Annotated in this window: 16 protein-coding genes; 15 read left to right on the top strand and 1 reads right to left on the bottom strand. The window is 60.2% G+C overall.

What is annotated here, in order from left to right; all coding sequences use genetic code 11:
* Positions 1 to 515 precede the first annotated feature (515 nt).
* From GIR22_RS02330 to GIR22_RS02260, 15 genes are all read left to right on the top strand, one after another.
* Positions 516 to 1427 (top strand): dihydrodipicolinate synthase family protein, encoded by a 912-nt coding sequence (locus GIR22_RS02330; RefSeq protein WP_154741735.1) that lies wholly within the window; start codon positions 516 to 518, stop codon positions 1425 to 1427.
* Positions 1420 to 2937: an aldehyde dehydrogenase gene (locus GIR22_RS02325; protein WP_154741734.1), complete on the top strand. Its 1518-nt coding sequence runs from the start codon at positions 1420 to 1422 to the stop codon at positions 2935 to 2937. Before GIR22_RS02330 ends, GIR22_RS02325 begins: the two co-directional genes overlap by 8 nt.
* A complete protein-coding gene (locus GIR22_RS02320; protein WP_154741733.1) occupies positions 2934 to 4280 on the top strand; it encodes an NAD(P)/FAD-dependent oxidoreductase in 1347 nt (448 codons plus the stop codon). Before GIR22_RS02325 ends, GIR22_RS02320 begins: the two co-directional genes overlap by 4 nt.
* 277 nt (positions 4281 to 4557) lie before the next feature.
* On the top strand, positions 4558 to 5067 hold the full coding sequence (locus GIR22_RS02315) for a sigma-70 family RNA polymerase sigma factor (protein ID WP_154741732.1): 510 nt from the start codon (positions 4558 to 4560) through the stop codon (positions 5065 to 5067).
* Complete coding sequence (locus GIR22_RS02310; RefSeq protein ID WP_178122055.1) at positions 5067 to 6011, top strand: FecR domain-containing protein; 945 nt, start codon at positions 5067 to 5069, stop codon at positions 6009 to 6011. The genes GIR22_RS02315 and GIR22_RS02310 overlap by 1 nt, the downstream gene beginning before the upstream one ends.
* A gap of 67 nt (positions 6012 to 6078) precedes the next feature.
* Positions 6079 to 8502 (top strand): TonB-dependent receptor, encoded by a 2424-nt coding sequence (locus GIR22_RS02305; RefSeq protein WP_154741730.1) that lies wholly within the window; start codon positions 6079 to 6081, stop codon positions 8500 to 8502.
* A gap of 313 nt (positions 8503 to 8815) precedes the next feature.
* Positions 8816 to 10207 (top strand): diaminobutyrate--2-oxoglutarate transaminase, encoded by a 1392-nt coding sequence (locus tag GIR22_RS02300; RefSeq protein ID WP_154741729.1) that lies wholly within the window; start codon positions 8816 to 8818, stop codon positions 10205 to 10207.
* Positions 10208 to 10384: 177 nt separating this feature from the next.
* Positions 10385 to 12169 carry an IucA/IucC family protein gene (locus GIR22_RS02295; protein WP_154741834.1) on the top strand — a complete coding sequence of 595 codons (1785 nt, stop codon included), beginning with the start codon at positions 10385 to 10387 and terminating at the stop codon, positions 12167 to 12169.
* Positions 12162 to 13373, top strand: a complete 1212-nt coding sequence (locus GIR22_RS02290; protein WP_154741728.1) for a type III PLP-dependent enzyme — start codon at positions 12162 to 12164, stop codon at positions 13371 to 13373. Before GIR22_RS02295 ends, GIR22_RS02290 begins: the two co-directional genes overlap by 8 nt.
* Entirely contained in the window at positions 13370 to 14776 is a 1407-nt protein-coding gene (locus GIR22_RS02285) for a DHA2 family efflux MFS transporter permease subunit (RefSeq protein WP_178122042.1), read from the top strand. Before GIR22_RS02290 ends, GIR22_RS02285 begins: the two co-directional genes overlap by 4 nt.
* 17 nt (positions 14777 to 14793) lie before the next feature.
* Positions 14794 to 16659 carry an IucA/IucC family protein gene (locus tag GIR22_RS02280; protein ID WP_154741727.1) on the top strand — a complete coding sequence of 622 codons (1866 nt, stop codon included), beginning with the start codon at positions 14794 to 14796 and terminating at the stop codon, positions 16657 to 16659.
* Positions 16653 to 17426 (top strand): HpcH/HpaI aldolase family protein, encoded by a 774-nt coding sequence (locus GIR22_RS02275; RefSeq protein ID WP_154741726.1) that lies wholly within the window; start codon positions 16653 to 16655, stop codon positions 17424 to 17426. Before GIR22_RS02280 ends, GIR22_RS02275 begins: the two co-directional genes overlap by 7 nt.
* Positions 17427 to 17429: 3 nt before the next feature.
* Positions 17430 to 19304, top strand: a complete 1875-nt coding sequence (locus GIR22_RS02270) for an IucA/IucC family protein (protein WP_154741725.1) — start codon at positions 17430 to 17432, stop codon at positions 19302 to 19304.
* Between the two features lie 32 nt (positions 19305 to 19336).
* Positions 19337 to 20152 (top strand): IucA/IucC family C-terminal-domain containing protein, encoded by an 816-nt coding sequence (locus tag GIR22_RS02265; protein ID WP_154741724.1) that lies wholly within the window; start codon positions 19337 to 19339, stop codon positions 20150 to 20152.
* Positions 20149 to 20760, top strand: a complete 612-nt coding sequence (locus tag GIR22_RS02260; RefSeq protein WP_154741723.1) for an RraA family protein — start codon at positions 20149 to 20151, stop codon at positions 20758 to 20760. Before GIR22_RS02265 ends, GIR22_RS02260 begins: the two co-directional genes overlap by 4 nt.
* Before the next feature lie 106 nt (positions 20761 to 20866).
* Here GIR22_RS02260 and GIR22_RS02255 read toward each other — a convergent pair whose 3' ends face one another.
* Positions 20867 to 22105 (bottom strand): acyl-CoA dehydrogenase family protein, encoded by a 1239-nt coding sequence (locus GIR22_RS02255; protein ID WP_154741722.1) that lies wholly within the window; start codon positions 22103 to 22105, stop codon positions 20867 to 20869.
* Positions 22106 to 22478: the final 373 nt, after the last annotated feature.

Here is a 22478-nt window from a genome sequence, read left to right as displayed (position 1 = left end):
TGTTCTAAAGGCTACGTTGGTCAACAGCCCCCAACAAGAAACATTTACGCTGATCAATGCATAATCAAATGTTATCGATCCATAGGCGGGCAAAGGATTTTTAAGATCAAGTTATTGATTTTAAAGGATTAATATTTTTTCCACGTACCGTATTATCTCAGTAGAAGTGCAAACGACGCCAAAGCGTTCTATTGACCGCCCTCTGTTCCTCATGCCAGTCTGAATTCAACAACAAACCGTATTAACGGTGCATAGCTTCTGGAGGTCGTTTATGAAAAAGCGGCAAGAGTACTCCCAACCTTGTAATGCATCCGCCTAGTTAATCATGTGTTGAAAACTTCACCTTTATAGAGGGTGCAGAGCAATGTCATGCGCGCGGTTAACTGTGGCATGGCGTTATTGGGTTCAATAGTAACTGACGTTCAAGTGAGTTTTTAACGCTTTATCGCGCCTCAAGCGGTCAACGATGACGTGCCTGTTGGTCTTCCATATAACTTGTATTCGGAGAATGTATCTTGAGATTTGAAGGCATTTATACGCCCGCCGTCACCCCTTATAACGCCGATGGGGACATTAACTGGAACGCTTATTCGGATGTTCTGGAGTCACTGATCGAGGCCAGGGTTCACGGCATCATCATTGGCGGTTCCACCGGCGAATATTATGCGCAGACGCCGGAAGAGCGCACTGAGTTGGCCGCCTATGCGAAGGACGTGATTGGCACCCGAGTACAACTGATCGTCAGCACCGGCGCGATTCGCACCGAAGATTCGGTGCAATACGCCAAGGATGCCAAGGCGATCAAGGCCGACGCGATTCTGGTCACTTCTCCGCCCTATGCATTGCCAACCAGCGAAGAAAACGCGATCCATGCCCTGGCCATCGACCGTGCCGCTGACCTGCCGATCATGCTGTACAACTACCCAGGCCGCATGAGCGTGTCGATGGATGAGGATTACCTGTCCCGGGTCGTCACCTCCAAAAATGTGATTGCGATCAAGGAAAGCTCCGGCGACATGGGTCGTGTGCACGTACTGGCGCACGGCTATCCACAAATTGGCCTGTCTTGCGGTTGGGATGATCAGGCACTGGAGTTTTTTGCCTGGGGGGCACGCAGCTGGGTGTGCGCCGGTTCCAACTTCCTGCCCAAGGAGCACGTGGCGCTCTATGAAGCCTGTGTGCTCGAGAAGAATTTCGACAAGGGTCGTCAGATCATGTCGGCCATGATGCCGCTGATGAACGCCCTGGACGGTGGCAAATTCGTGCAATCGATCAAGTACGGTTGCGAGTTGATTGGGCTGAACGTCGGCGAGGTGCGCGCCCCCTTGCAACCGTTGCAGGCGCCGGAGAAACAAGCCCTGCAATCGGTGGTTACCGAACTTCAAGGCAACGTCGCACGCATTGTTTCGGAGGTCAGCCATGGGTGATCTTCTGACCAAGGCCGACTATGCAGCCATCGCCAAAGAACTTGCGTTGCCATCCAATGCCTTTATCAATGGCGCATTCACGCCTGCCAAGTCTGGCAAGACTTTCGCGACCCACAATCCGGCCACGGGTGTGTTCCTGACCGACGTCGCGGCGTGTTCGTCCGACGATGTCGACTATGCCGTCAGCAACGCCAAAGAAGCGTTTGACGATGGTCGCTGGCGCTCGCTGGCACCTAGGGAGCGTAAAGCCGTCCTGCTGAAGTTTGCTGATCTGCTGGAGCGCAATCAGCACGAACTGGCCGTGCTCGAGAGTCTGGACAGTGGCAAGCCGGTCGGCGAGTGCGAGCTGGTCGATGTGCCCGACACCATTCACACCCTGCGTTGGCACGCGGAGTTGATCGACAAGATTTACGACAGCACGGCCCCCGTAGGTAGCGGTGCACTGACTATGGTGGTGCGTGAGCCTATCGGTGTGGTGGGTTGTGTACTGCCGTGGAACTTCCCACTGCTGATGCTGGCCTGGAAAATCGGCCCGGCGTTGGCCGCCGGCTGTTCGGTGATCGTCAAACCGGCGGAGCAAACCACGCTGACTACCTTGCGGGTTGCCGAGTTGGCGTTTGCAGCGGGTATTCCGGCCGGTGTGCTCAACATCGTCACGGGCACCGGCAAAGAGGTCGGTGAACCGATCGGTTTGCACAACGATGTCGACATGGTCAGCTTCACCGGCTCCACCGCCACCGGGCGTCGCTTCCTGCACTACGCGGCGGACTCGAACCTCAAGCGCATCGTGCTGGAGTGCGGTGGTAAGAACCCTGCCGTGGTGATGGATGACGCCGAAGACCTCGACACCGTTGCCCAGCATGTCGTCAATGGCGCGTTCTGGAACATGGGCGAAAATTGCTCCGCCACCTCTCGCCTGATCGTGCATGCCTCGGTCAAGGATGAGCTGTTGCAGCGCATGGGCACTTACATCCGCGAATGGCAGATGGGCGACCCTCTGGACCCGCAGAACCGTGTGGGCCCGCTGATCAGCCCGGAGCATTTCGCCAAGGTCAAATCCTACCTGGAACAGGCTGCCGCCCAAGAGCTGAACGTGATTTACGGCGGCGCTACCCGGCACGGCGCTTACGTGGAACCCACGGTTATTGACGGCGTTGCCCCCGATAATCGCTTGTTTCAGGAAGAAATATTCGGCCCGATTCTCTCGGTGACTACCTTCAACACCCTCGCAGAAGCCATCGCCCTGGCCAATGACACGGTGTACGGCTTGGCGGCGTCGGTCTATACCGGCAGCCTGCGCCGCGCTATCAAGCTGTCGGGGGAGATTCGCGCGGGCATCGTCACGGTGAACTGCTTTGGCGAGGGCGACGCGTCGACGCCGTTCGGTGGCTATAAAGAGTCAGGATTCGGTGGTCGGGACAAGTCGATTTTTGCCCATGACCAATACACTGAACTCAAAACCATCTGGATCGATGTGTCGGGTCCGTCGGATGATGAGACCGAAAAATGAGCACCCATACCATCAAGCGCCTGCCGGTCGATACCGGCGTTTCAGGTTGGGAGGCCGTCTCCACGCGCACTGCGCCTGTCCGTGAACTTGATGGGAACGTGACAGCGGACTGGTTGATTATCGGGGCCGGCTTTGCCGGCCTCTCCGCTGCGCGCAGGCTGGCCCAGTTGCACCCGGGCGAGCGCATTGTAGTGGTTGATGCGCACGAGGTCGCCAAAGGGCCAGCGGGCAGGAATTCCGGCTTTATGATTGATGTGCCCCATAGCCTGTCGTCCGGCGAGTACTCGGTGGCCAGTGAGTCGGCCACAGCGCTGGAAATTACGCAAAACCGTTTTGCGATTGCGTTTGCCCAGGCGGCTGCGTGGGAGTACGGCATGTCTGCAAGCACCTTCGATCCTTCGGGCAAGATCAATGCGGCGGCCACTGAGCGTGGGGTGAAACTCAACGCTAACTACGCCAAGTCACTGCAGCGTATTGGTGAGCGATTCCACCTGTTTGACGCCCGGCAAATGCGTGAAATTACGGGTTCTACTTACTATCAGAACGGTGTCTACACACCCGGTGCGGTGATGATCCAGCCGGCGCAATACATCCGCGATCTGGCTCTGGGGCTGGCAACGCAGATCACTCTTTACGAGCGCTCTCCCATCGTTGAATTGTCCAGGCAAGGCAGTGGTTGGACGGCTTGCTCAACTCGCGGGGCGGTGAACGCGCCCAAAGTCATCCTGGCAGTTAACGGGCATATTGAAGACTTCGGTCACTATCAAAAACGCCTGCTGCATGTGTTCACCTATGCCTCCATGACCGAGGCCTACAGCGATGAGGCGTTCGACAAAGAGGTGCCGGGTAAACCTCGTTGGGCATTGTTGCCGGCGGACCCCATGGGCGCAACTGTGCGCAAGATTTCATCCGGTGGGCAGTCACGTATCGTGATTCGCACCAAGTTCACCTACGACCCGAGTATCCAGGTCACGCCCGAACGCGTGGCTTCGGTGGCCAAGGAACAGCGGCGTTCGCTGGACGCGCGCTTTCCTGAGTTGAAGTCCACGGCCTTGGAGTTCAGTTGGGCCGGCCGGTTGTGCTTAAGTCGCAACAGCGCCGCTGCCTTTGGTGAAATTGAGCAAAACCTGTATTCGGCGTGCTGCGAAAACGGGTTGGGCACGGTTAAAAGTACCCTGGCCGGGGTGATGGCCGCCGAGCTGGCGTCGGGGCTGCGCTCCGAGATTCTCGACAGCTTCAATCAAGCGCCAGGGCCCAATCGGTTGCCGCCCAAAATACTCACGACGCTGGGCGTCAGCTCAGTGATTCGCTGGCACGAATTCTGGGCTGGCCGAGAAGGGTGATCCAGCGGGAGCAGTCATCATGAAAAAGCAAGGCGCTGACCGAAGACATCCATTGAGGCATTTCTGCTCATCGGATTGTGGCCTTGGGCCCCAAAATCCAGGGCGCCCATCCGGTGTGGGCGCCTTTTGTCCTGTGAAAAGCCTTGTAATCGTTGCCCCCCAAAACATGCCTACTGTCGTCTTTTATACATTCTGCGCATAAAGGGCTTGGTTTAGTTCGTTAGCATTAATTAGAATCAGTCTCATTCATAGTATTCTTTGTGCAGAGCCTCTTGATATGAGTGATGCAGCTACGCCGACAGGGCACTCCCTACATACGTTGTACCGTGATCACGGCAGCTGGCTGGAAGGTTGGTTGAGCCGCCGCATGGGTAATGCCTGGGATGCGGCGGACCTGCGTCAGGACACCTTCGTACGGGTGTTGTCCAGTTCCCAACAGATTGCCGACATGCATGAACCTCGGGCGTATCTGCTGACAGTCGGCAAACGACTGCTGAGCAATTTCTACACCCGTCGCAATCTGGAACAGGCTTACCTGGATGCCCTGGCGAGCCTGCCCGAAGACAGCGTGCCGTCTCCTGAGCAACGCTGGCTGCTGCTGGAAACCCTGCAAGCCCTGGATGAGTTGCTCGATGGCCTGCCGACCTTGGTGCGGCGGGCTTTTTTATGGAGCCAGTTGGAGGACGTGGGCTATCGGGAAATCGCCGAGCGGCTGGAAGTCTCCGAACGTACGGTCAAGCGCTACATGGCTCAGGCCTACGAACATTGCCTGCTGGTGGACTTTTGATTCACCCGGCCCCATCGCCTGAAGCCCGTGAAGTCGCCCGGGCGGCCGCACGCTGGCTGGCCATGATGGAGTTCAACGCTGATGAATTCGACCATGCCGGCCTAAAACGCTGGCGTGAAAGTCACAGCGCCCATGAAGCGGCCTGGGAAAAGGCTCAACGGCTGCGCCAGCGATTCTGCGGCGTGCCGCCTTCGCTGGGCATGGCCACGCTCGATCGCCCGGCACTGGCGCGACGTGCTGTGCTCAAGCGCACCCTGGGCGTCGCCACGTTGGTGCCGACGGCGTGGCTGCTGGGTCAGCAATTGCCGCTGGATGTCTGGCGCGCTGATTTGCACACCACCACCGGCGAGCACAAGCGCTGGTCGCTGGCGGACGGCAGCACCTTGCACCTCAACACCGACAGCGCCGTCGACCTGGATATCAAGGCCCGGCGCCTGGTGCTGCTACGCGGGGAAATGGCGCTCAAGGTTGTTGGCGCGTCCGCGCTGACGATCCAGGCACCATACGGGCTGATCACCGTGAGCCGTGGCGAAGCCTGCGTGCGTTTGGGGGAGCGGGATTGCCGGGTGTCGGTGGTCAGCGGCTCGGTACAACTGCAACCGCTGCGCGGGCCGAGGCTGACCCTGGGCGAGGGCCAGCAAGTCAAGCTACAGGTGACGGGGGCTGGGTCGGTGGACACCTTCGATGTGGCGCAATTGGGCTGGCGTGACGGGGTGCTGGTGGCGCAGAACCAGTCGCTGGGGGATTTTCTGCGGGAGCTGGGGCGCTACCGGCCGGGCGTGTTGCGCTGGGACGAAGCCTTGGAATCTCTGCGGGTCACCGGCAGCTTTCGCCTGGAAAACACCGACCGCATCCTCGCGCTGCTCTCGGCCACCCTGGCGCTGGACGTGCAAACCCGCACCCGTTACTGGGTCACGCTGACACTTCGAAAAAATATTGCCTGAAGGGTGTCCCCTTTTTCTGTCTCGCTTGTCATTCAAGATAACCGAACGGAAATGAGAGTTATTCCCAATGACAGCAATAGTCCCTCTGCTTTTACTCCCGGCCTTCGCCGGGTTGCGCCCGTTGTTACGCCTGAGTCTGATGTTGAGCTTGAGTGCCAGCCCTTTCTTTATCGCCACCAGCCAGGCCGACGAGGCCAGTCGGCGCAGCTACCAGGTGCCTGCTGGCAGCCTCAGTGCCGTGCTGACCCGGTTCGCCGGGCAGGCGGGGGTCAACCTGTCGGTGGACCCGGCGCTGGTGAGCGGTCGCAATAGCGCTGGGCTTTCTGGTGAATACGCGGTGGAAGAGGGCTTTGCCCGGTTGCTGCAAGGTTCCGGCCTGCAACTGCAAGCCGCAGGCGAGCAGGCCTACACCGTCGCCCCCGCGCCAGAGCAGGGCAGTTTGCAACTGCCGACCACCTCGGTGCTCGGTGCCGAGGGCTCGGAAGGCGGCGAGCCGTATGCCGGCGGCCAGGTCGCGCGCCGCGGTTCGCAAGGCTTGCTGGGCTCGCGGGACTTTATGGAAACGCCGTTCAGCATGACCACCTACACCAACGAGGCGGTCAAGAACTTGCAGGCTCGCACCTTGGGCGACCTGGTCGCCAGCGACCCCTCTGTTCGCGCCACCAACCCGGCGGGTGGGCGTTATGAGCAGTTCACCATTCGTGGGTTGAGCCTGTTCAACAGTGATGTTTCCTACAACGGTCTCTATGGTCTCCTGCCGACCTATTCGATCGACATGGAGATGGCCGACCGCGTCGACATCATCAAGGGCCCGAGCCAGCTCATCAACGGCATCTCGCCGCGGGGCAGCGTGGGTGGCGGGATCAACGTGGTGCCCAAGCACGCGACCGACAAGCCCATCACATCGATCACCGGCAGCTATGCCTCCAACAACCAGCCCGGCGTTGCCGTGGATGTCGGCCGGCGCTTTGGTGAAGATAACCAGTTCGGTATTCGTTTCAACGGCGTTAAGCAGTCCGGCGACACCGAGTGGGATCACCAGAGCGTGGACCGTGAGATGGCCGTGCTGGGCCTGGATTTTCGTGGTGAACGCCTGCGACTCTCGACAGACATCGGGCACACCGAGCGTGATACCGATGCGCCGCAGGAACGTGTACTGGTTGGCCCCAAGGCGCAGGTTCCGCATGCCAGCGATGTGAGCCGTAACTATGCGCAGCACTGGAGCAAGGCGCGTACCGTGGACACCTTCGGCATGGTGAACGGCGAATTTGATCTCAGCGATTCGGTCATGCTGTACGGCGGTGTGGGGGCACGTAAAAGTAATCACGACTTCCTGCGGCATAACGTTACGATCCTCAACGATGCTGGCGATTTCAACGTCCAACCCCGTGACTTTACCCGGGATGAAAGTGTCTGGACGGCCACGGCTGGGGTGCGCAACTGGTTCCATACGGGCTCGGTGAGCCATGAGGTCAACCTGGCCTCCAGCTATTACTCCATGGATTTTGAAAATGGCGGCGCTCGTTATGCTTCGCCCTCCAGCAACCTGTATGACCCGGTGCAAACACCCACCCCAAATAACCCCACGCGCCAGGATAACAAGGTCTACACCGAGAACCGCTTCAGCGGCGTGGCGTTGTCCGACACCCTGGGCTTCTTCGATGACCGGCTGCTGCTGACCCTCGGCGCCCGCTGGCAGCGGGTCAAGGTTGACGACTGGACGAATAACGTCAAAGGCGCTACCGCCTACGATGAAGAAAAGGTTTCACCGTCGGGCGGCATCCTGTTCAAGGCCACCGATAAGCTGTCGCTGTATGCCAACTACATGGAAGGGCTGAGCCAAGGCAAGATCGCGCCGTCTAGCTCTGATAACAGCGACGAAATCTTCCCGCCGTTCATCAGCCGTCAGGTCGAGGTCGGTGCCAAGTATGACGCCGGTGCGCTCGCCGTCACCGCTGCCGTGTTCCGGATCAAGCAGCCGGCCTATGCGACAGACGACACGACGAACCTCTTCGGCCCCAACGGCAAACGTGAGAATACGGGTGTGGAGTTGAGCGTGTTTGGCGAGCCGCTCAAAGGTGTGCGCTTGCTTGGCGGTGTCATGTACATCGACAGTGAGTTGACCAACACCACCAATGGCACCTTCGATGGCAACCGGGCGCCCGCCACGCCGAAATACAACGCCAACCTGGGCGCCGAGTGGGATGTGCCGAACGTACAGGGCCTGACCCTGACCAGCCGCGTCATCTATTCGAGCTCGCAGTACCTGGACCAGTCCAATGATAAGGAAATCGATTCCTGGGAGCGATTCGACGTGGGGGCACGCTACGGGTTCAAGGTCGACGAAAAGAACATCACCCTGCGTGCCAATGTCGAGAACGTGGCGAACAAGCGCTACTGGAGTTCGGCCGGCGCCTCGGATGACAGTGAGCCGGGCTTGACCCTGGCGACACCACGCACTTTGCTGGTCTCGGCCACTGTTGATTTCTAAAACGATGTACACCCCATGGATGGGGTTTGTTTTATTTTTATATAACGTATTGATATCAAGTGATATTACTTTGCAATTAACTGAGTGATTAATCCGATATGACAGCTAACTAACAAAGCCATGTTGCGCTGATATCAAAGCGCCTTTTTTGATCAGTTGTATATTTAAACCGATTTGTTCCAGGTGGCCCCCTCCTGCGCGTTATTTAACTAACGTCGACTCCGTCACAGACATGTTTTTATTTCTTGATACAGGTTGCAGTAACTCGTAAATGAGAATAATTTGCATGCCGAACTTATCGGGGTTTATACACATGCTGAATGAAAAAGTTTTGCACGCCGAGTTTCCACAAAAAGACAATGCTCATTATCTGGGCCGCCAAGGCCAGTTTGAGTCCAATGTCCGAAGTTACCCGCGCAAGTTGCCGCTGGCTATTGCCAAGGCCAATGGCGTATGGGTGACAGATGTGGAAGGCAAGACCTACCTCGACTGCCTGGCGGGTGCCGGTACCCTGGCCCTGGGGCATAACCACGAAGACATCATTGCCAGCATCGATCACTTCATGGCCTCGGGTATGCCGATGCACACCCTGGACCTCACCACACCGCAAAAAGATGCCTTCAGTGAAAAACTGTTGAGCCTGTTACCGGGCCAAGGCCGCGACTATTGCCTGCAATTCTGTGGTCCCTCCGGCGCTGACGCGGTGGAGGCGGCGCTCAAGCTGGCCAAGACCTTCACCGGGCGCAGCAACATCATTAGCTTCAGCGGCGGTTACCACGGCATGACCCATGGCGCCCTGGCGGTGACTGGCAATACCGGGCCGAAAAACGCCGTCGCATCGTTGATGCCGGGCGTGCAGTTCATGCCGTATCCCCATGAGTACCGTTGCCCATTTGGCATCGGGGGCGAGGCCGGTGTCGAAGCGCTGGCCTATTACTTCGCCCAGTTCATCGAGGACGTGGAAAGCGGGGTGTCACTGCCGGCCGCCGTCATTCTGGAAGCAGTGCAAGGCGAGGGCGGGGTCAACTGCGCGCCGGTCCAGTGGTTGCGCAAAATCCGCGAAATCACTCGCCAGCACGGCATCCTGATGATTGTCGATGAAGTCCAGGCCGGCTTTGGCCGCACTGGCAAGATGTTTGCCTTTGAGCATGCCGGCATCGAGCCGGACATCATCGTCATGTCCAAGGCCGTCGGCGGCGGGTTGCCGCTGGCATTGCTGGGGCTCAAGCGTGAATTCGATGTGTGGGAGCCGGGTGCCCACAGCGGGACTTTCCGGGGTAATCAGATGGCCATGGCCACCGGCCTTGCGACGCTCAATGCCTTGCAGCAACAGGATCTGCCGGCCCAGGCCGAGCGTCGCGGGCAATGGCTCAAGATGCAATTGATGCAAATGCAGCAGCGTTTCCCGGCCCTCGGCCAGGTTCGCGGTCGTGGGCTGATGCTGGGCATCGAGATTGTCGATGAGCGCCAGGCGCCGGATCGTTTGAACAGTTTTCCAGGGGACCCGACCTTGGCGGTGGCGATTCAAAAGCACTGCTTCGACCAGGGGTTGCTGCTGGAGCGCGGCGGCCGCCAGGGCAATGTGATCCGGTTGTTGCCGCCGTTGATTATCGATGACGAGCAATGTGCATTGGCTGTTAGCCGATTTGAAAGAGCCCTGACAGCAGCGCTCTCCCAAGAACGCGGTCAAACCGCTGCCCATTAATGGGCCAGTCAATATAAACGTTTAACGAGCCATTGATAAAACACCATAAACCAGCCCCGGACTGTATAGGGGCATGAACACTTATTGGTTTTTTATCGCTAATGGTTATTTGGATGCCCAGACATGAAGTCGTCCGTAATCCCACGGGTTACAGAGGAGCAAGTTATGCCGCAAGTTATGCAAGATCCCGATCGCCGGGTTTTATCCAATCGAGTCAGTGAGTTGGCGAGTACTCGCGCCTTACTTAATTGCCTGATCAAAGAGTTTGCACTGCCTGAGAACTGCCTGCGTTATAGCTGGCCGCAAGAAATGGGCGGTATTGCTCCCGGAAGTTACCTGGAAGGGCTGCAATGGAAGGGTATTCCGCTGACCATTAGCCTGCCCAATGGGCAACAATTCTTTGTGATTGTCGATCGTCGTGATCGCCTTGGCAGCCATCGCTATTTGTCCGATGTCTATGCGCGAAAGGCTGACGATAACTGGCGCTGCCTGATGTTTCCCGAATTCGTCGCGCAACTGCTGGCCGCCTGTGAGCACATGACCTGCGCCAGCAACGACGAACTATTGGACCAGGTGCTGCAAAGCCAGTCCCTGACCGCCGCCATCGTCGCCCACAACATGGGTGGCAGCGGCCCGGCGCCCCTGAGTGGTTATCTGGCGAGCGAGCAAGGCTTGTGGTTCGGTCACCCGAACCATCCGGCCCCCAAGGCACGGCTGTGGCCGGCACACCTCGCCCAGGAAACCTATGCCCCGGAATTCCAGGCGCGCACCGCACTGCATCTGTTCGATGTGCCGCGTGAAGGTTTGCGCATCACCGCCAACGGCTTGACTGAAGACCAGGTGCTGGCCGGGTTTGCCGACCAAAGCTGCGCCGGGCCAGGCCGGGCGATCATTTGCCTGCACCCGGTCCAGGCGCAGTTGTTCGTGCAGGATCGACGGGTGCAGGTATTGCTGGAGCTCGGTGAGCTGCGGGACCTGGGCACCACGGGTGCACTCGCCAGCCCCACCGCTTCGATGCGCACCTGGTACATCGAAGGGCATGACTATTTCATCAAGGGTTCGCTGAATGTGCGCATTACCAATTGCGTGCGCAAGAACGCCTGGTACGAACTGGAAAGCACACTGATCATCGATCAACTGTTCCAGCGCTTGCAGCAGACCCAGCCAGAAACCCTGGGTGGCTTGTCCACCGTGGCCGAGCCTGGTTCGTTGAGCTGGGCGCCGAAACACGCCATGGAAGTTGACGGCCACTGGTTCCGCGAACAGACCGGGGCGATCCTGCGGGAGAACTTCTGCCGTCGCTCGGGTGCCGATCTCAGCGTGATGGCCGGCACGTTGTTCGCCCACGATATTCATTCACAACCCTTGGTCCACCGGTTCCTGCAGGGCTTCAACGGCCAGGCGCTGGACGACGAACAGTTGCTGGACTGGTTCGACCGCTACCAGGCGATGTTGCTGCGCCCGGTGCTGGCGCTGTTTTTCAACCACGGCGTGGTGATGGAACCGCACCTGCAAAACAGCATCCTGATTCACGACAACGGACAGCCCCGACAACTGCTGCTGCGGGATTTCGAAGGGGTCAAGCTCACCGATGAGCTGGGCATGGCAGGGATCGATGTGGGCTTGCATCCCCGGGTTCGCCAGTCGCTGCTCTACACCCGCGAACAGGGCTGGAGCCGCATCAGCTATTGCCTGCTGATCAACAACCTGTCTGAAGCCGTGCTGGCCCTGAGCTGGGAGCGTGCGCACCTGGCGCCGCTGATGTGGCAGCGCGTGGAACAACAACTGCGCACTATCCGCGATGAGCTGGTACGGCCCGCGCCGGAACTGGACGCGATGATTGCTGGCGAGTCGATTGCCTGCAAGACCAACCTCAAGGTGCGCCTGGCTGCCAAGGCCGACCGCCAGGCCGGTTACGTCAACCTGCGTTCGCCCTGGGGCGAGGAGGTGCGTTATGGGTAAGCTGCCTGCGACGGTATTGGCCGCCATCGACGACGCACGGCGCCGCAGCGACGATCCGTTGGCATTGTTCGTCTACGACCTGGATGCCTTGACCCGGCACGTCAGCGACGTCATGGCCGCGCTGCCTGCCGGTGTGGAGTTGTACTACGCGATCAAAGCCAACAGCGAAGCGCCGATGCTCGAGGCCTTGGCACCCTTGGTCAGCGGTTTCGAGATTTCCTCGGGCGGCGAGATCGACCGCGTCGTGGCTTGCCCAACGCGCAAGCCGTACGTGTTTTCCGGCCCTGGCAAGCTCGACTCGGATTTGCGCTCGGCCCTGGCGAACCGGGTCGAGGCCATTCACCTGGAAAGCCTCAACGAAATCGATCGCTTGCAGCGTTTGGCACAACAGGCCGGGCGCGTTCAACCGGTGTTTATCCGTATCAACCCGCAATTGCCGCCATCGCTGTCCAGCAAACTGGCAATGGCTGGCACCGCCACGCCATTTGGCATCGACGAATCGGAACTGCCCGAGGCGGTGCGCCGGGTTGAAGCGTTCAGCCACCTGAGCCTCAAGGGCTTCCATGTGCATGCGATGTCCCACCAGAACTCGGTGGAGCGCCACGAACAACTGCTGGACTTCTACTTGCAACGCTGGACCGAGTGGAAGGCGCTGGCGACCGGAGCCGAACCACCGACTCACTTGAATGTCGGCGGCGGCATCGGCGTCGATTACCTCACCGGGCAGCGGTTTGACTGGTCGCGCCTGTGTCGGCACCTCGGCCAGAGTCTGGCGGCCCATGAGCAACCGCCGGTGGTGCGTTTCGAGCCGGGGCGTTTTATCAGTGCCTTCTGTGGTTACTACGTGATCGAGGTGCTGGACACCAAGACCAGCCATGGCGAGCACTTTCTGGTCTGCCGGGGCGGCACCCACCAGTTCCGCCTGCCGGTAGCGCAGAGCCACGATCACCCGGTCATCCACTTGCCCCAGCGGCCACGGCCACGGCCGGACACGGCGAAAACCTGGACCGTGGTCGGTCAGTTGTGCACGCCCAAGGATGTGCTGAGTCGCGGTTGCCGGCTGGAAGGCGTCGAGGTCGGCGATCTGTTGGTACTGCCCATGGCTGGAGCCTACGGCTACAACATTTCCCACGCCGACTTTCTCTGCCATCCCCGTCCGGTGCAGACGTTTGTCAGTGAGCACATGCGTGGAGTGTCGCTGTGAAGGTGCCGCGTCACTGGGTGGTGATCAACGTATTGCTGGGCACCCTCACGGTCAGCCTCAACAACAGCTCTCTCAACCCGGCACTGCCGGCGTTCATGAGCGCGTTCGCGATCGGGCCGCTGATGGCGACCTGGATCGTCGCAGGCTTCATGACCGCCATGGGCATGACCATGCCGCTGACCAGTTTCCTGAGCCAGCGGATCGGGCGCAAACGCCTGTACCTCTGGGGCGTGGCGCTGTTCATCGGCGGTTCGCTGCTGGGCGCGCTGGCCGGCTCCATTGCCTTGGTGATTGCCGCCCGGGTGATCCAGGGGATCGCCAGCGGGCTGATGATTCCGTTGTCGTTGGCGATCATTTTCTCGGTGTATGCCAAGGATGAGCGGGGCCGGGTGACGGGGTTGTGGGGCGCAGCGGTGATGCTCGCCCCGGCGGTGGGGCCGCTGTGTGGCAGCCTGCTGCTGGAGTGGTTCAGTTGGCGTTCGCTGTTTTTGATGAACGTGCCCATCGGGTTGGTGGCACTGATCCTGGGCGTTGGTGTGCTGCCGGCTTCCGAACCACCGGAGCGCAAGCCCTTCGACCTCGCCGGTTACCTGTTGATTGCCTCGGGCATTGGTTTGTTGATGATCGCCACCAGTCGTTTGCATAACGCAGGCGGTTTGGTCGATCCACTCAACCTCGCGATGCTGCTGGCGGGCGTGTTGTGCCTGGTGGCGTTTGTCCGGGTGGAGCTGAGCCGGCCGGCGCCGTTGCTCAACCTGCGGATCTTTACCCTGCGCGGGTATCGGTTGAGCGTGATCATCGCCGTGGTGCAATCGGTGGGCATGTTCGAGTGCCTGGTGTTGTTGCCGCTACTGGTGCAGATGGTGCTGGGCTACAGCGCAATCTGGACCGGCCTGGCACTGCTCTGCACCGCTGGGTTCGCCAGCCTGTTCGGCCAGTTGGGCGGCAAGCTGCTGGACCGGCACGGGCCACGGGCCGTGGTGTCGGCGGGCATATTGCTGACCGGCGCGGCGACCCTGGGCCTGGGCTTGCTGACGCCGCAAACCAGCATCACCACGGTGTTCCTGCTGATGATGGTGCGCGGTGCGGGGTTGGGGCTTTCCTACATGCCGGTGACCACCGCCGGGCTTAACGCCTTGCCCGAGCCGATGGTCACCCAGGGCGCGGCGATGAACAACATCTCGCGCCGCCTCGTGTCCGCCCTGGCAATTGTGATCGCCTCGCTCTGGCTGGAAATGCGCCTGTCCACCCACGCCGGATCGGCGCTGCAAACCAGCGGCGCCATCAGTGACGTGTTTATTGCCACCGGTGTGCTGATTCTGCTGGCCTTGCCCTGTGCCTGGCGTTTCCCCATGCCCGAACGGCCGACCGAGACGCCATCCGTGGCCCTCGAACAACGATAATTTGACAAGGAATTTCCATGACGACTTTCGAAAAAAACCTGCATCCCACACCTTCCCTGACGGCCGGTGCCTGGCTGGCGAACGTTGACCCCGATGTGTGCCAGCGAGTGCAACAGCGGGTGGTCGGCCAATTGCTGCAAACCCTGTTGTATGAAGATGTGCTGCCCTATCAAGACCAAGTGCTGGACAACGGCCATCGTCGCTTCATTGTGCAAGGCACCGACGCCGAACAACAACCGGTGGAGTACCGTTGCAACGGCCTGCGCAGCACCAGTTTCGAGCTTATTCGCCTGGATCATGCCAGCCTGGAGCGGGTCGATCACACCGGCCAGGCCACTGCGCCGAATCTTCACCAGGCGCTGGCCGAGCTGCTGAGGGAGTTCGAGGGCAGCGCCCATCTGCCGCGTTTCATCCAGGAACTGGAGCAGACCCAGCTCAAGGACCTGCAAGCCCGCAGCCAGGGCTACAGTGCTGGACGCCCAGTGCATTTGCTGGATGTGGATGCGCTGGAACAGCATTTCATGGACGCCCACAGCTACCACCCGTGCTACAAATCGCGGATCGGCTTTTCACTGGAAGACAACACCAAATACGGGCCGGAATTCGCCACGCCCATCGCCATTGTATGGCTGGCCGTGGCGAAGGCTTGTGGGGCAATGAACCATTCGCAGAAGATGGATTTCGACGCTTTCATTCGCCAGGAAACCGGGGAGAACCGCTGGCAGCAAATGGCGACAGCCCTGCAGAACCAGGGCAAGTCGCCGGACGATTACTGGGTGATTCCGGTCCACCCGTGGCAGTGGGAAAACACCATTGTCCCGTACTTTTACCCCGAGCTGGTCAATGGCGAGCTGATTTACCTCGGCGTTTCGGACGATCAGTACAAGGCCCAACAATCGATCCGTACCCTGGCCAACGCCAGTACGCCGCTGCGGCCCTATGTGAAGCTGGCGATGAGCATGACCAACACCTCGAGCACGCGAATCCTGGCGCGGCACACGGTGATGAACGGCCCGATCATCACCGACTGGCTGCAACAACTGATCGCCACCGACAGCACCGCCCAAGCGCTGGGTTTCGTGATCCTCGGTGAAGTGGCCGGCGTCAGTTTCAGTTATGACCATCTGCCTGCCACCCGTGGGCCACAAACCTATGGCACCTTGGGCGCGATCTGGCGCGAAAGCATCCACGGCTACCTGAAAGCGGACGAACATGCCGTGCCGTTCAACGGCCTGAGCCATGTGGAGAACCGTTACAGCAACGGTGAGGAAAGCCCCTTCATCGACACCTGGATCGCCCAATACGGCTTGCAGGCCTGGACCCAGCGGTTGTTGGAAGTCACCGTGCCGCCGATCATCCACATGCTGTACGCCGAAGGCATCGGCATGGAGTCCCACGGGCAGAACATTGTGCTGATCCTCAAGGATGGTTGGCCGCAGCGCATCGCCCTCAAGGATTTCCACGACGGCGTGCGTTATTCGCCCGCGCACCTCGCGCGCCCGCAGCTGTGCCCGACCTTGGTACCGCTGCCCGCCAGCCACGCCAGGCTGAACCGCAACTCGTTCATCCTCACCGATGACGTCAATGCGGTGCGCGACTTCTCCTGCGATTGTTTCTTCTTCATCTGTCTGGCCGAGATGTCGATTTTCCTCAACCAGCACTATCAGTTGGACGAAACCCGCTTCTGGCAGATGACCGCCGACGTCATCAGCGCGTACCAGGCCGCCCATCCGCAGCATCGCGAGCGGTTCGCGCTGTTCGACGTGTTCGCACCTTCTTATGAAGTGGAAGAACTCACCAAAAGGCGTCTGCTGGGTGATGGTGAGCGTCGCTTCAAATCGGTGCCCAACCCGTTGCATGCCTTCAGGTCGCAAGCATGCTGAGAACCAATCAACTCAAGCTCAAGCTCCGTGCGGGGGAGGCCGCCTATGGCCTGATCAGTTCTATTGCGTCAGCGGCGGCCATTGAGCTGATCGCCGAGGCCGGTTACGACTTCGTGATCATCGACATGGAACATGTGCTGATCAATCCGGAAACAGTGGAACACATGATCCGCATGGCCGAGGCCTATGCCATCACGCCGTTGGTGCGGGTTGCGGACCTGAACCCGAAAACCCTGTTGCGCCTGCTGGACGGCGGCGCCCAGGGGATCGTGCTGCCGATGATCGAGGGCCCTGAGCAGCTCGCGGAGGCGATTGCTGCTTGCAAATACCACCCGTTGGGCCGACGCAGCCTGAATGCCGGGCGCCCTGGATCGTTTGGTAAACACAGCCTGGCCGAATACGTTGGCCTGGCCAATGAGCAAATCCTGGTGGTGGCGATGATTGAAAGCGTCGAAGGGGCGCGACGGGCTGCAGAGATTGCAGCGGTGCCGGGGCTGGACATGATCCTTGAAGGCGCGGCCGACCTGTCCCAGTCGTTGGGCATGCCCTGGCGGATCAACGAGCCTGCGGTGCAGCAGGCGCTGCAGGACACCTGGCAGGCTGCTCGCAAGGCCCAGGTGCCGTATTGCGCGATTCCCCGCCAGCCCGATGACCACGCCCGCTGGCGGGCTCGCGGGGTGAACACTTTTGTGTTGGGCGACGAACGTGGTATCGCGTTTCGAGCGCTTCAAGGCCGCTTGGCCACACTTTCTTCAGAAGGACAATGAAACATGCACACCCTGACCACACAGGCCTTGGCCCAAGCCGCCGACATCGTCATGCAAGACTTGATCGACTGCCTGCTGGCCGAGCATTTTTTCGGCACCGATCCACTGCCGCTGGTGAGCCTCGACGACTGGCAGCAGGCCCATCCACAAGCCCCGGCCCTGGGCGCAACGCACCAGGTCTGGGAATGGAGCTGCGACCCGAGCGAGCAGCGCTTTATCAGCATCGCCCTGCGTCCTGGCATTACCCAGCAATGGGAAAAGGTGCCGGGCACGCCGGTGCTGGCGCGCCAGGATGAGCAGTGGACCACTTTGTCGCCGGACGACTTCATGAAGCGCGTGTTTGGCTCGATGGCCGAGCGCTTCAAGGACAACGATAAAGGCCTGGCACTGTTTCTCGACGTGCTGCAGACCAGCGTCACCCAAACGGCGCTGTCCTTGTCTCACGCCGTCGATGACCAAGGGTTGATGGCTCAGGACGGCGCGACGTTTTTTCGCACCATGGAGCAATGGGCGTCGCTGCGTGACCGTCCGTACCACCCATTGGCGAAGGCCAAGCAGGGGCTCAGCGATGCAGAATACCTGCGTTACCAGGCGGAACTCGCCCGCCCGGTGGCGTTGAACTGGGTGGCGGTGGACCGCACCTTGCTGCAATGCGGCGAAGGCGTTGGCGACTTGGCCCAGTGCTATCCGGCACACTACCTGCTGCCCCAGGATCTGCAGGCCCGGCTCGACCAGGAAATGCACGCGCGCGGCTTGGCCGACAGCCACATCGCGCTGCCGGTCCACCCTTGGCAATGGGAGCATGTGCTCGACAAACAACTGGGCGATGCATTTGCCAAGGGCGACTGCCAACGCCTGAGCTTCAATGACGGGGCCTTCTTCGCCACCTCGTCCCTGCGATCCATGACGCCATGCTTCAACAGCGCCGATTACCTCAAGCTGCCGATGGCGATCCATTCCCTGGGTGCTTCGCGTTACTTGCCGGCGGTGAAGATGATCAACGGTGGCCTGAGCGAAGCCTTGCTCCACGAAGTACTGGAAAAAGATCCAATCCTGGGTCAATCGTTGCACTTGTGCGACGAGAGCAAGTGGTGGGCCTTCATGCCGCCCGAGGCGACGCTGTTCGACGAAGCGCCCCGGCACCTGTCGGCCATGGTTCGCGGCTACCCAAGCGCGTTGCTTGACGACGCTGATTGCCGGCTGCTGCCGATGGCTGCCCTCGGCACGCCGTTGCCGGGCAGTAACCGTCACTTCTTCGATGACTGGATGCACTACCGCAACTTGCCGGCCGATGCCCAGTCAGTGCTGACGCTGTTCCGCGAACTGGCGCACAGCTTCTTCGACATCAACCTGCGCATGTTCCGCCTCGGCATGTTGGGCGAGGTGCATGGGCAGAACGCGGTGCTGGTCTGGAAGGACGGCCATGCCGATGGCTTGCTGCTACGCGACCACGATTCGCTGCGTATTTTCGTGCCGTGGCTGGAACGCAACGGCATGGCCGACCCGGTGTATCGCATCAAGAAAGGTCATGCCAACACCCTGTACCACGAACGTCCCGAAGACCTGTTGTTCTGGCTGCAGACCCTCGGCATCCAGGTCAACATGCGGGCGATCATGGACACTCTGGCCCAGGTTTACTCGATCCCGGTGAGAGGTTTGTGGCTGGTCCTGCGTAATGTGCTGGACGAGTTGATCGAAAGCATCGACTTCGACGACGAAGCGCGGGCGATGATCAAGCGTCAGCTGTTCGAGGCGCCGAACTGGCCGCAGAAGCTATTGCTCACGCCGATGATCGAGCGAGCGGGTGGGCCGGGCAGCATGCCGTTCGGGAAGGGTGAAGTGGTCAACCCGTTCCACCGATTGTCCCCTGAGGGCTGAGGGCATGGCGGTCAAACCTGTAAGGGTGACCCATGTCCAGGGCTGAACCCGCTGCCGTCGAATCGTCGTGCCATTTCACGCCCGAAGAATGGTCGGTGCTCGGCGGTGCCTTGCGGCTCAAGCCGCTGGGCGCGCGCGATGTGGCGCGCTCCCTGGCGGCCCGTGAGCTGTTGAAAGGTGGGGAATGCCTGCGACTGCTGGATCACTTGACGCCGATCCTCGGTTCGCCGTCCCGGGCGATTACGGCTTCGTTGCTGAGCAAGCGGATTTCATTCCTGGCCACCGGTGCTTGTCTCTACTCCTTGTCGGCCTGCGACAAGGGGCTGCAGTTTTCACTGGACAATTGCGTCATTGAATATGGCCACGATGAGGGACTCTGGACCTCTTCGATGCCGTTGCATGATCTCCAGCCGCTGAGCCATGCCTTGGGAGCCCCGGGTGGTCGTGATGCCTGGCGCGAATCCCTGGTCAGCAGCTTGTTTGCCGGGCTCCTCAAACCGTTGTGGGATCTCTTCGCCCAGGTCAGCGGTATCTCGCGGCGCATCCTCTGGGAAAACACGGCGGTACGGGTGTACTCGCTTTATGAAAAACGCATGGCGGGCCTGCAAGACCCGCAGATACAGCGCCGTGTCGAAGCCGATTTCGACTGGCTGCTCAACCACGCCGAGCCAGCGCTGTTCGGTCTGGACTATAACCCGCTGCGTCATTTCCACCGCCCACCGATGCCGCTTGCAAGCGGTGAGGGCTGTCGACGGCTGCGGCGCACCTGTTGCTTTTATTACCAGGCCAGTAACCCCGTTGAATACTGCTCGGCCTGTCCGTTGCTTCGAAAGAGAAAAAAACCATGAACGATTCAATCGCGCCATCGCGAACCTCGGTATTGGCGCAATACGGCAACATCGCTTCGTCGACTATTGGCCACTTCACTGACATCGGTTACCTGCGTGGCATCCGGCCCCTGTTCGACAACCTGCGCATGATCGGCAAGGTCGTCACCGTCAAGCTTTTTACCCCCGACGGCAGCGTTCTGCGCGAGGCCTTGTTGCTCAGCCAGCCCGGGGATGTGTTGGTGGTCGAATGTGTGGGCGACCCCGAGTGTGCCTGTTGGGGTGAATTGCGAACCCTGGCCGGGCTGATCAAGGGCCTTTCCGGGGTGGTGGTATCCGGCGCGGTGACTGACGTTGTCGCTTTGCGCATGCATCGTTTGCCTGTATTCAGTCGTAGCGTCAGTGCCTTTACCACCCGCAGCCTGGGTCAGGGCGGCGAGGTCAACCAACCGATCCAGATCTCGGGCGTCACGGTGCGGCCGGGGGACATTGCCATTGGCGACAGTGACGGAGTGTTCATTCTTGGCCCACAACAGGCCGTTGACCTATTGCCGGAACTATTGGCGAAAGAGCAGGCGGACCAACAAAAGAGAACCGAGCTTTTGCAGCGGCTTCAGGCCACTCGCTGAGTGTCCTGCTTGATGAGTTGCTCGCCGGTGACGGTCACGTTGCTGTGTTGATTGCCCCGGCCCATGCGGCGTCAAGGTGCCCCGTTGAACACGGGGCGCTTGGGTTTCAGCCTTGCTTGGCGCCGCCGATCTGCCACACGTAGGGTGGCTCGGTACCGTTGACGTGCCAGTCGCCGATGATGCGCTCTTTATAGATCACCGGGTTATGGGACGAGGCGGTGCGCGCGTTGCGCCAGTGACGGTCGAGTTGCTTGGCGGTGCTGGTGCCCGACGCGCCGAGGGTGTTGAACAGGTCACTGGTGGCGCGCAGTACCAGTTCGACCGCCACCACCTGGGCCTGGGCCGACTCCAGCTCCGCCGCGATATTGGCCTGGCGCTCGGTTTCGGCGTCGTCGGTGAAGTGGGCAAGGTAGGCCGCTTGCGCTGCTTGGGCCGCGCGCAGGGTGGCGGCCTCGCTGGCGTAGACCAGGCCGCTGGCTTTGCCGATCACCTGCAGGATCTGCGGATCCTGGCGGGTGGACGGTGCATTGCCGTGGCTGAATACCCGCGTGCGCTTGCCCACTTCTGCAGAGAAGTCGCGCAGGGCAGCGCGCCCGGATCCGACCAGCACCGCGAGCAGGACCAGTTGATAGAAAGCCGTCTGGTATTTGAAGCGGGTCGCGAAATCGATGATGTTCTCTTCTTCGACCCGCGCATTCTCGAACACCGAGGTACCGCTGCCGGTGGTGCGCTGGCCAAAGCCATCCCAGTCGTCGCTCTGACGCACGCCAGGCTGCTGGGTGCGGATTGCGGCGATTACGTCGGCGCCGGTGTCGTCGCGACGGGCGAACAGGTCGATCCAGTCCGAATACAGGCTGCCGGTGCTGTAGTACTTGGTGCCGTTGACTACCCATTGCTCGCCCTGGCGAGACACGCGGGTGATGACGTCGCCGATCTTCACCGCGCCGACTTCCGTCCAGGCGCAGCCGACCAGATCGCCCTCGACGAAGCGTTTGAACCAGACTGCCTGCGAACCGCTGACCTGGGCATTGAGTCGGTCCTCGACAAAGGCGAAGTGGCCGCGCAGTGCCTGGGTAATATTCGAATCGGCCTCGGCCAACTCGATCAGCAACTGGAACAGTTGGGGCAAAGAAGCACCGGCCCCGCCGTGTTCAACGGGGACACGCACGGCACCGAAGCCAGCTTCCTTCAGCCACTGGATCTGTTCATAGGGCAGGGCGCGCTCGCGCTCACGGGCTACGGCGCCTTCGGCAATACGGGCGAAAATGGGCCGAAAGCGTGTGGCCAGGGTGGCGTAGTCAATGCTGGTGGTCAGCGACGGCAAGTGTTGGGCTTGGGCAGTCATGCAAACTCTCCGGTTACGGGACACTAAAAAGGCGCATGCCTAGGCACACGGCTGGATGCAGGCCATTGCACAGGCCATGCCGTAACAGTGGAGCCCGTATTTAAGGGGCTGTGCGCGGAGCCGCAGGCCCACGGACTGTTCGATGTACGCACAGCTTGTTGATGCGCTGTTTGTGGGGCAACACAAACCTGCGGCCAGGAAATTCTCGCAGGCCGGGATAGCTGTTTGTGGAGCAACAGCTATTCAACAGGTTGCCCGGAAACGAACAGCTCCGGCGTTCGCCAATTAATTCTATATGATTGAAAAATAACACTATTTTGTTGTGGCACGGTTGCTGCTCTACCCCTTGCATGATTCGATCGAGTAGCCAGGC

Source organism: Pseudomonas karstica (genome assembly GCF_009707515.1).
Taxonomy (GTDB): Bacteria; Pseudomonadota; Gammaproteobacteria; order Pseudomonadales; family Pseudomonadaceae; genus Aquipseudomonas; species Aquipseudomonas karstica.
The sequence above is the reverse complement of the archived record's forward strand: the minus strand, read 5'-3'. Positions and strand labels throughout refer to the sequence as shown.

What these genes read in the sequence shown, in the direction of transcription:
- GIR22_RS02325 (WP_154741734.1), top strand. Translation starts at nt 1,420, where the DNA reads ATGGGTGATCTTCTGACCAAGGCCGACTATGCAGCCATCGCCAAAGAA.
- GIR22_RS02320 (WP_154741733.1), top strand. Translation starts at nt 2,934, where the DNA reads ATGAGCACCCATACCATCAAGCGCCTGCCGGTCGATACCGGCGTTTCA.
- GIR22_RS02315 (WP_154741732.1), top strand. Translation starts at nt 4,558, where the DNA reads ATGAGTGATGCAGCTACGCCGACAGGGCACTCCCTACATACGTTGTAC.
- GIR22_RS02305 (WP_154741730.1), top strand. Translation starts at nt 6,079, where the DNA reads ATGACAGCAATAGTCCCTCTGCTTTTACTCCCGGCCTTCGCCGGGTTG.
- GIR22_RS02300 (WP_154741729.1), top strand. Translation starts at nt 8,816, where the DNA reads ATGCTGAATGAAAAAGTTTTGCACGCCGAGTTTCCACAAAAAGACAAT.
- GIR22_RS02295 (WP_154741834.1), top strand. Translation starts at nt 10,385, where the DNA reads ATGCAAGATCCCGATCGCCGGGTTTTATCCAATCGAGTCAGTGAGTTG.
- GIR22_RS02290 (WP_154741728.1), top strand. Translation starts at nt 12,162, where the DNA reads ATGGGTAAGCTGCCTGCGACGGTATTGGCCGCCATCGACGACGCACGG.
- GIR22_RS02280 (WP_154741727.1), top strand. Translation starts at nt 14,794, where the DNA reads ATGACGACTTTCGAAAAAAACCTGCATCCCACACCTTCCCTGACGGCC.
- GIR22_RS02275 (WP_154741726.1), top strand. Translation starts at nt 16,653, where the DNA reads ATGCTGAGAACCAATCAACTCAAGCTCAAGCTCCGTGCGGGGGAGGCC.
- GIR22_RS02270 (WP_154741725.1), top strand. Translation starts at nt 17,430, where the DNA reads ATGCACACCCTGACCACACAGGCCTTGGCCCAAGCCGCCGACATCGTC.
- GIR22_RS02265 (WP_154741724.1), top strand. Translation starts at nt 19,337, where the DNA reads ATGTCCAGGGCTGAACCCGCTGCCGTCGAATCGTCGTGCCATTTCACG.
- GIR22_RS02260 (WP_154741723.1), top strand. Translation starts at nt 20,149, where the DNA reads ATGAACGATTCAATCGCGCCATCGCGAACCTCGGTATTGGCGCAATAC.
- GIR22_RS02255 (WP_154741722.1), bottom strand. Translation starts at nt 22,105, where the DNA reads ATGACTGCCCAAGCCCAACACTTGCCGTCGCTGACCACCAGCATTGAC.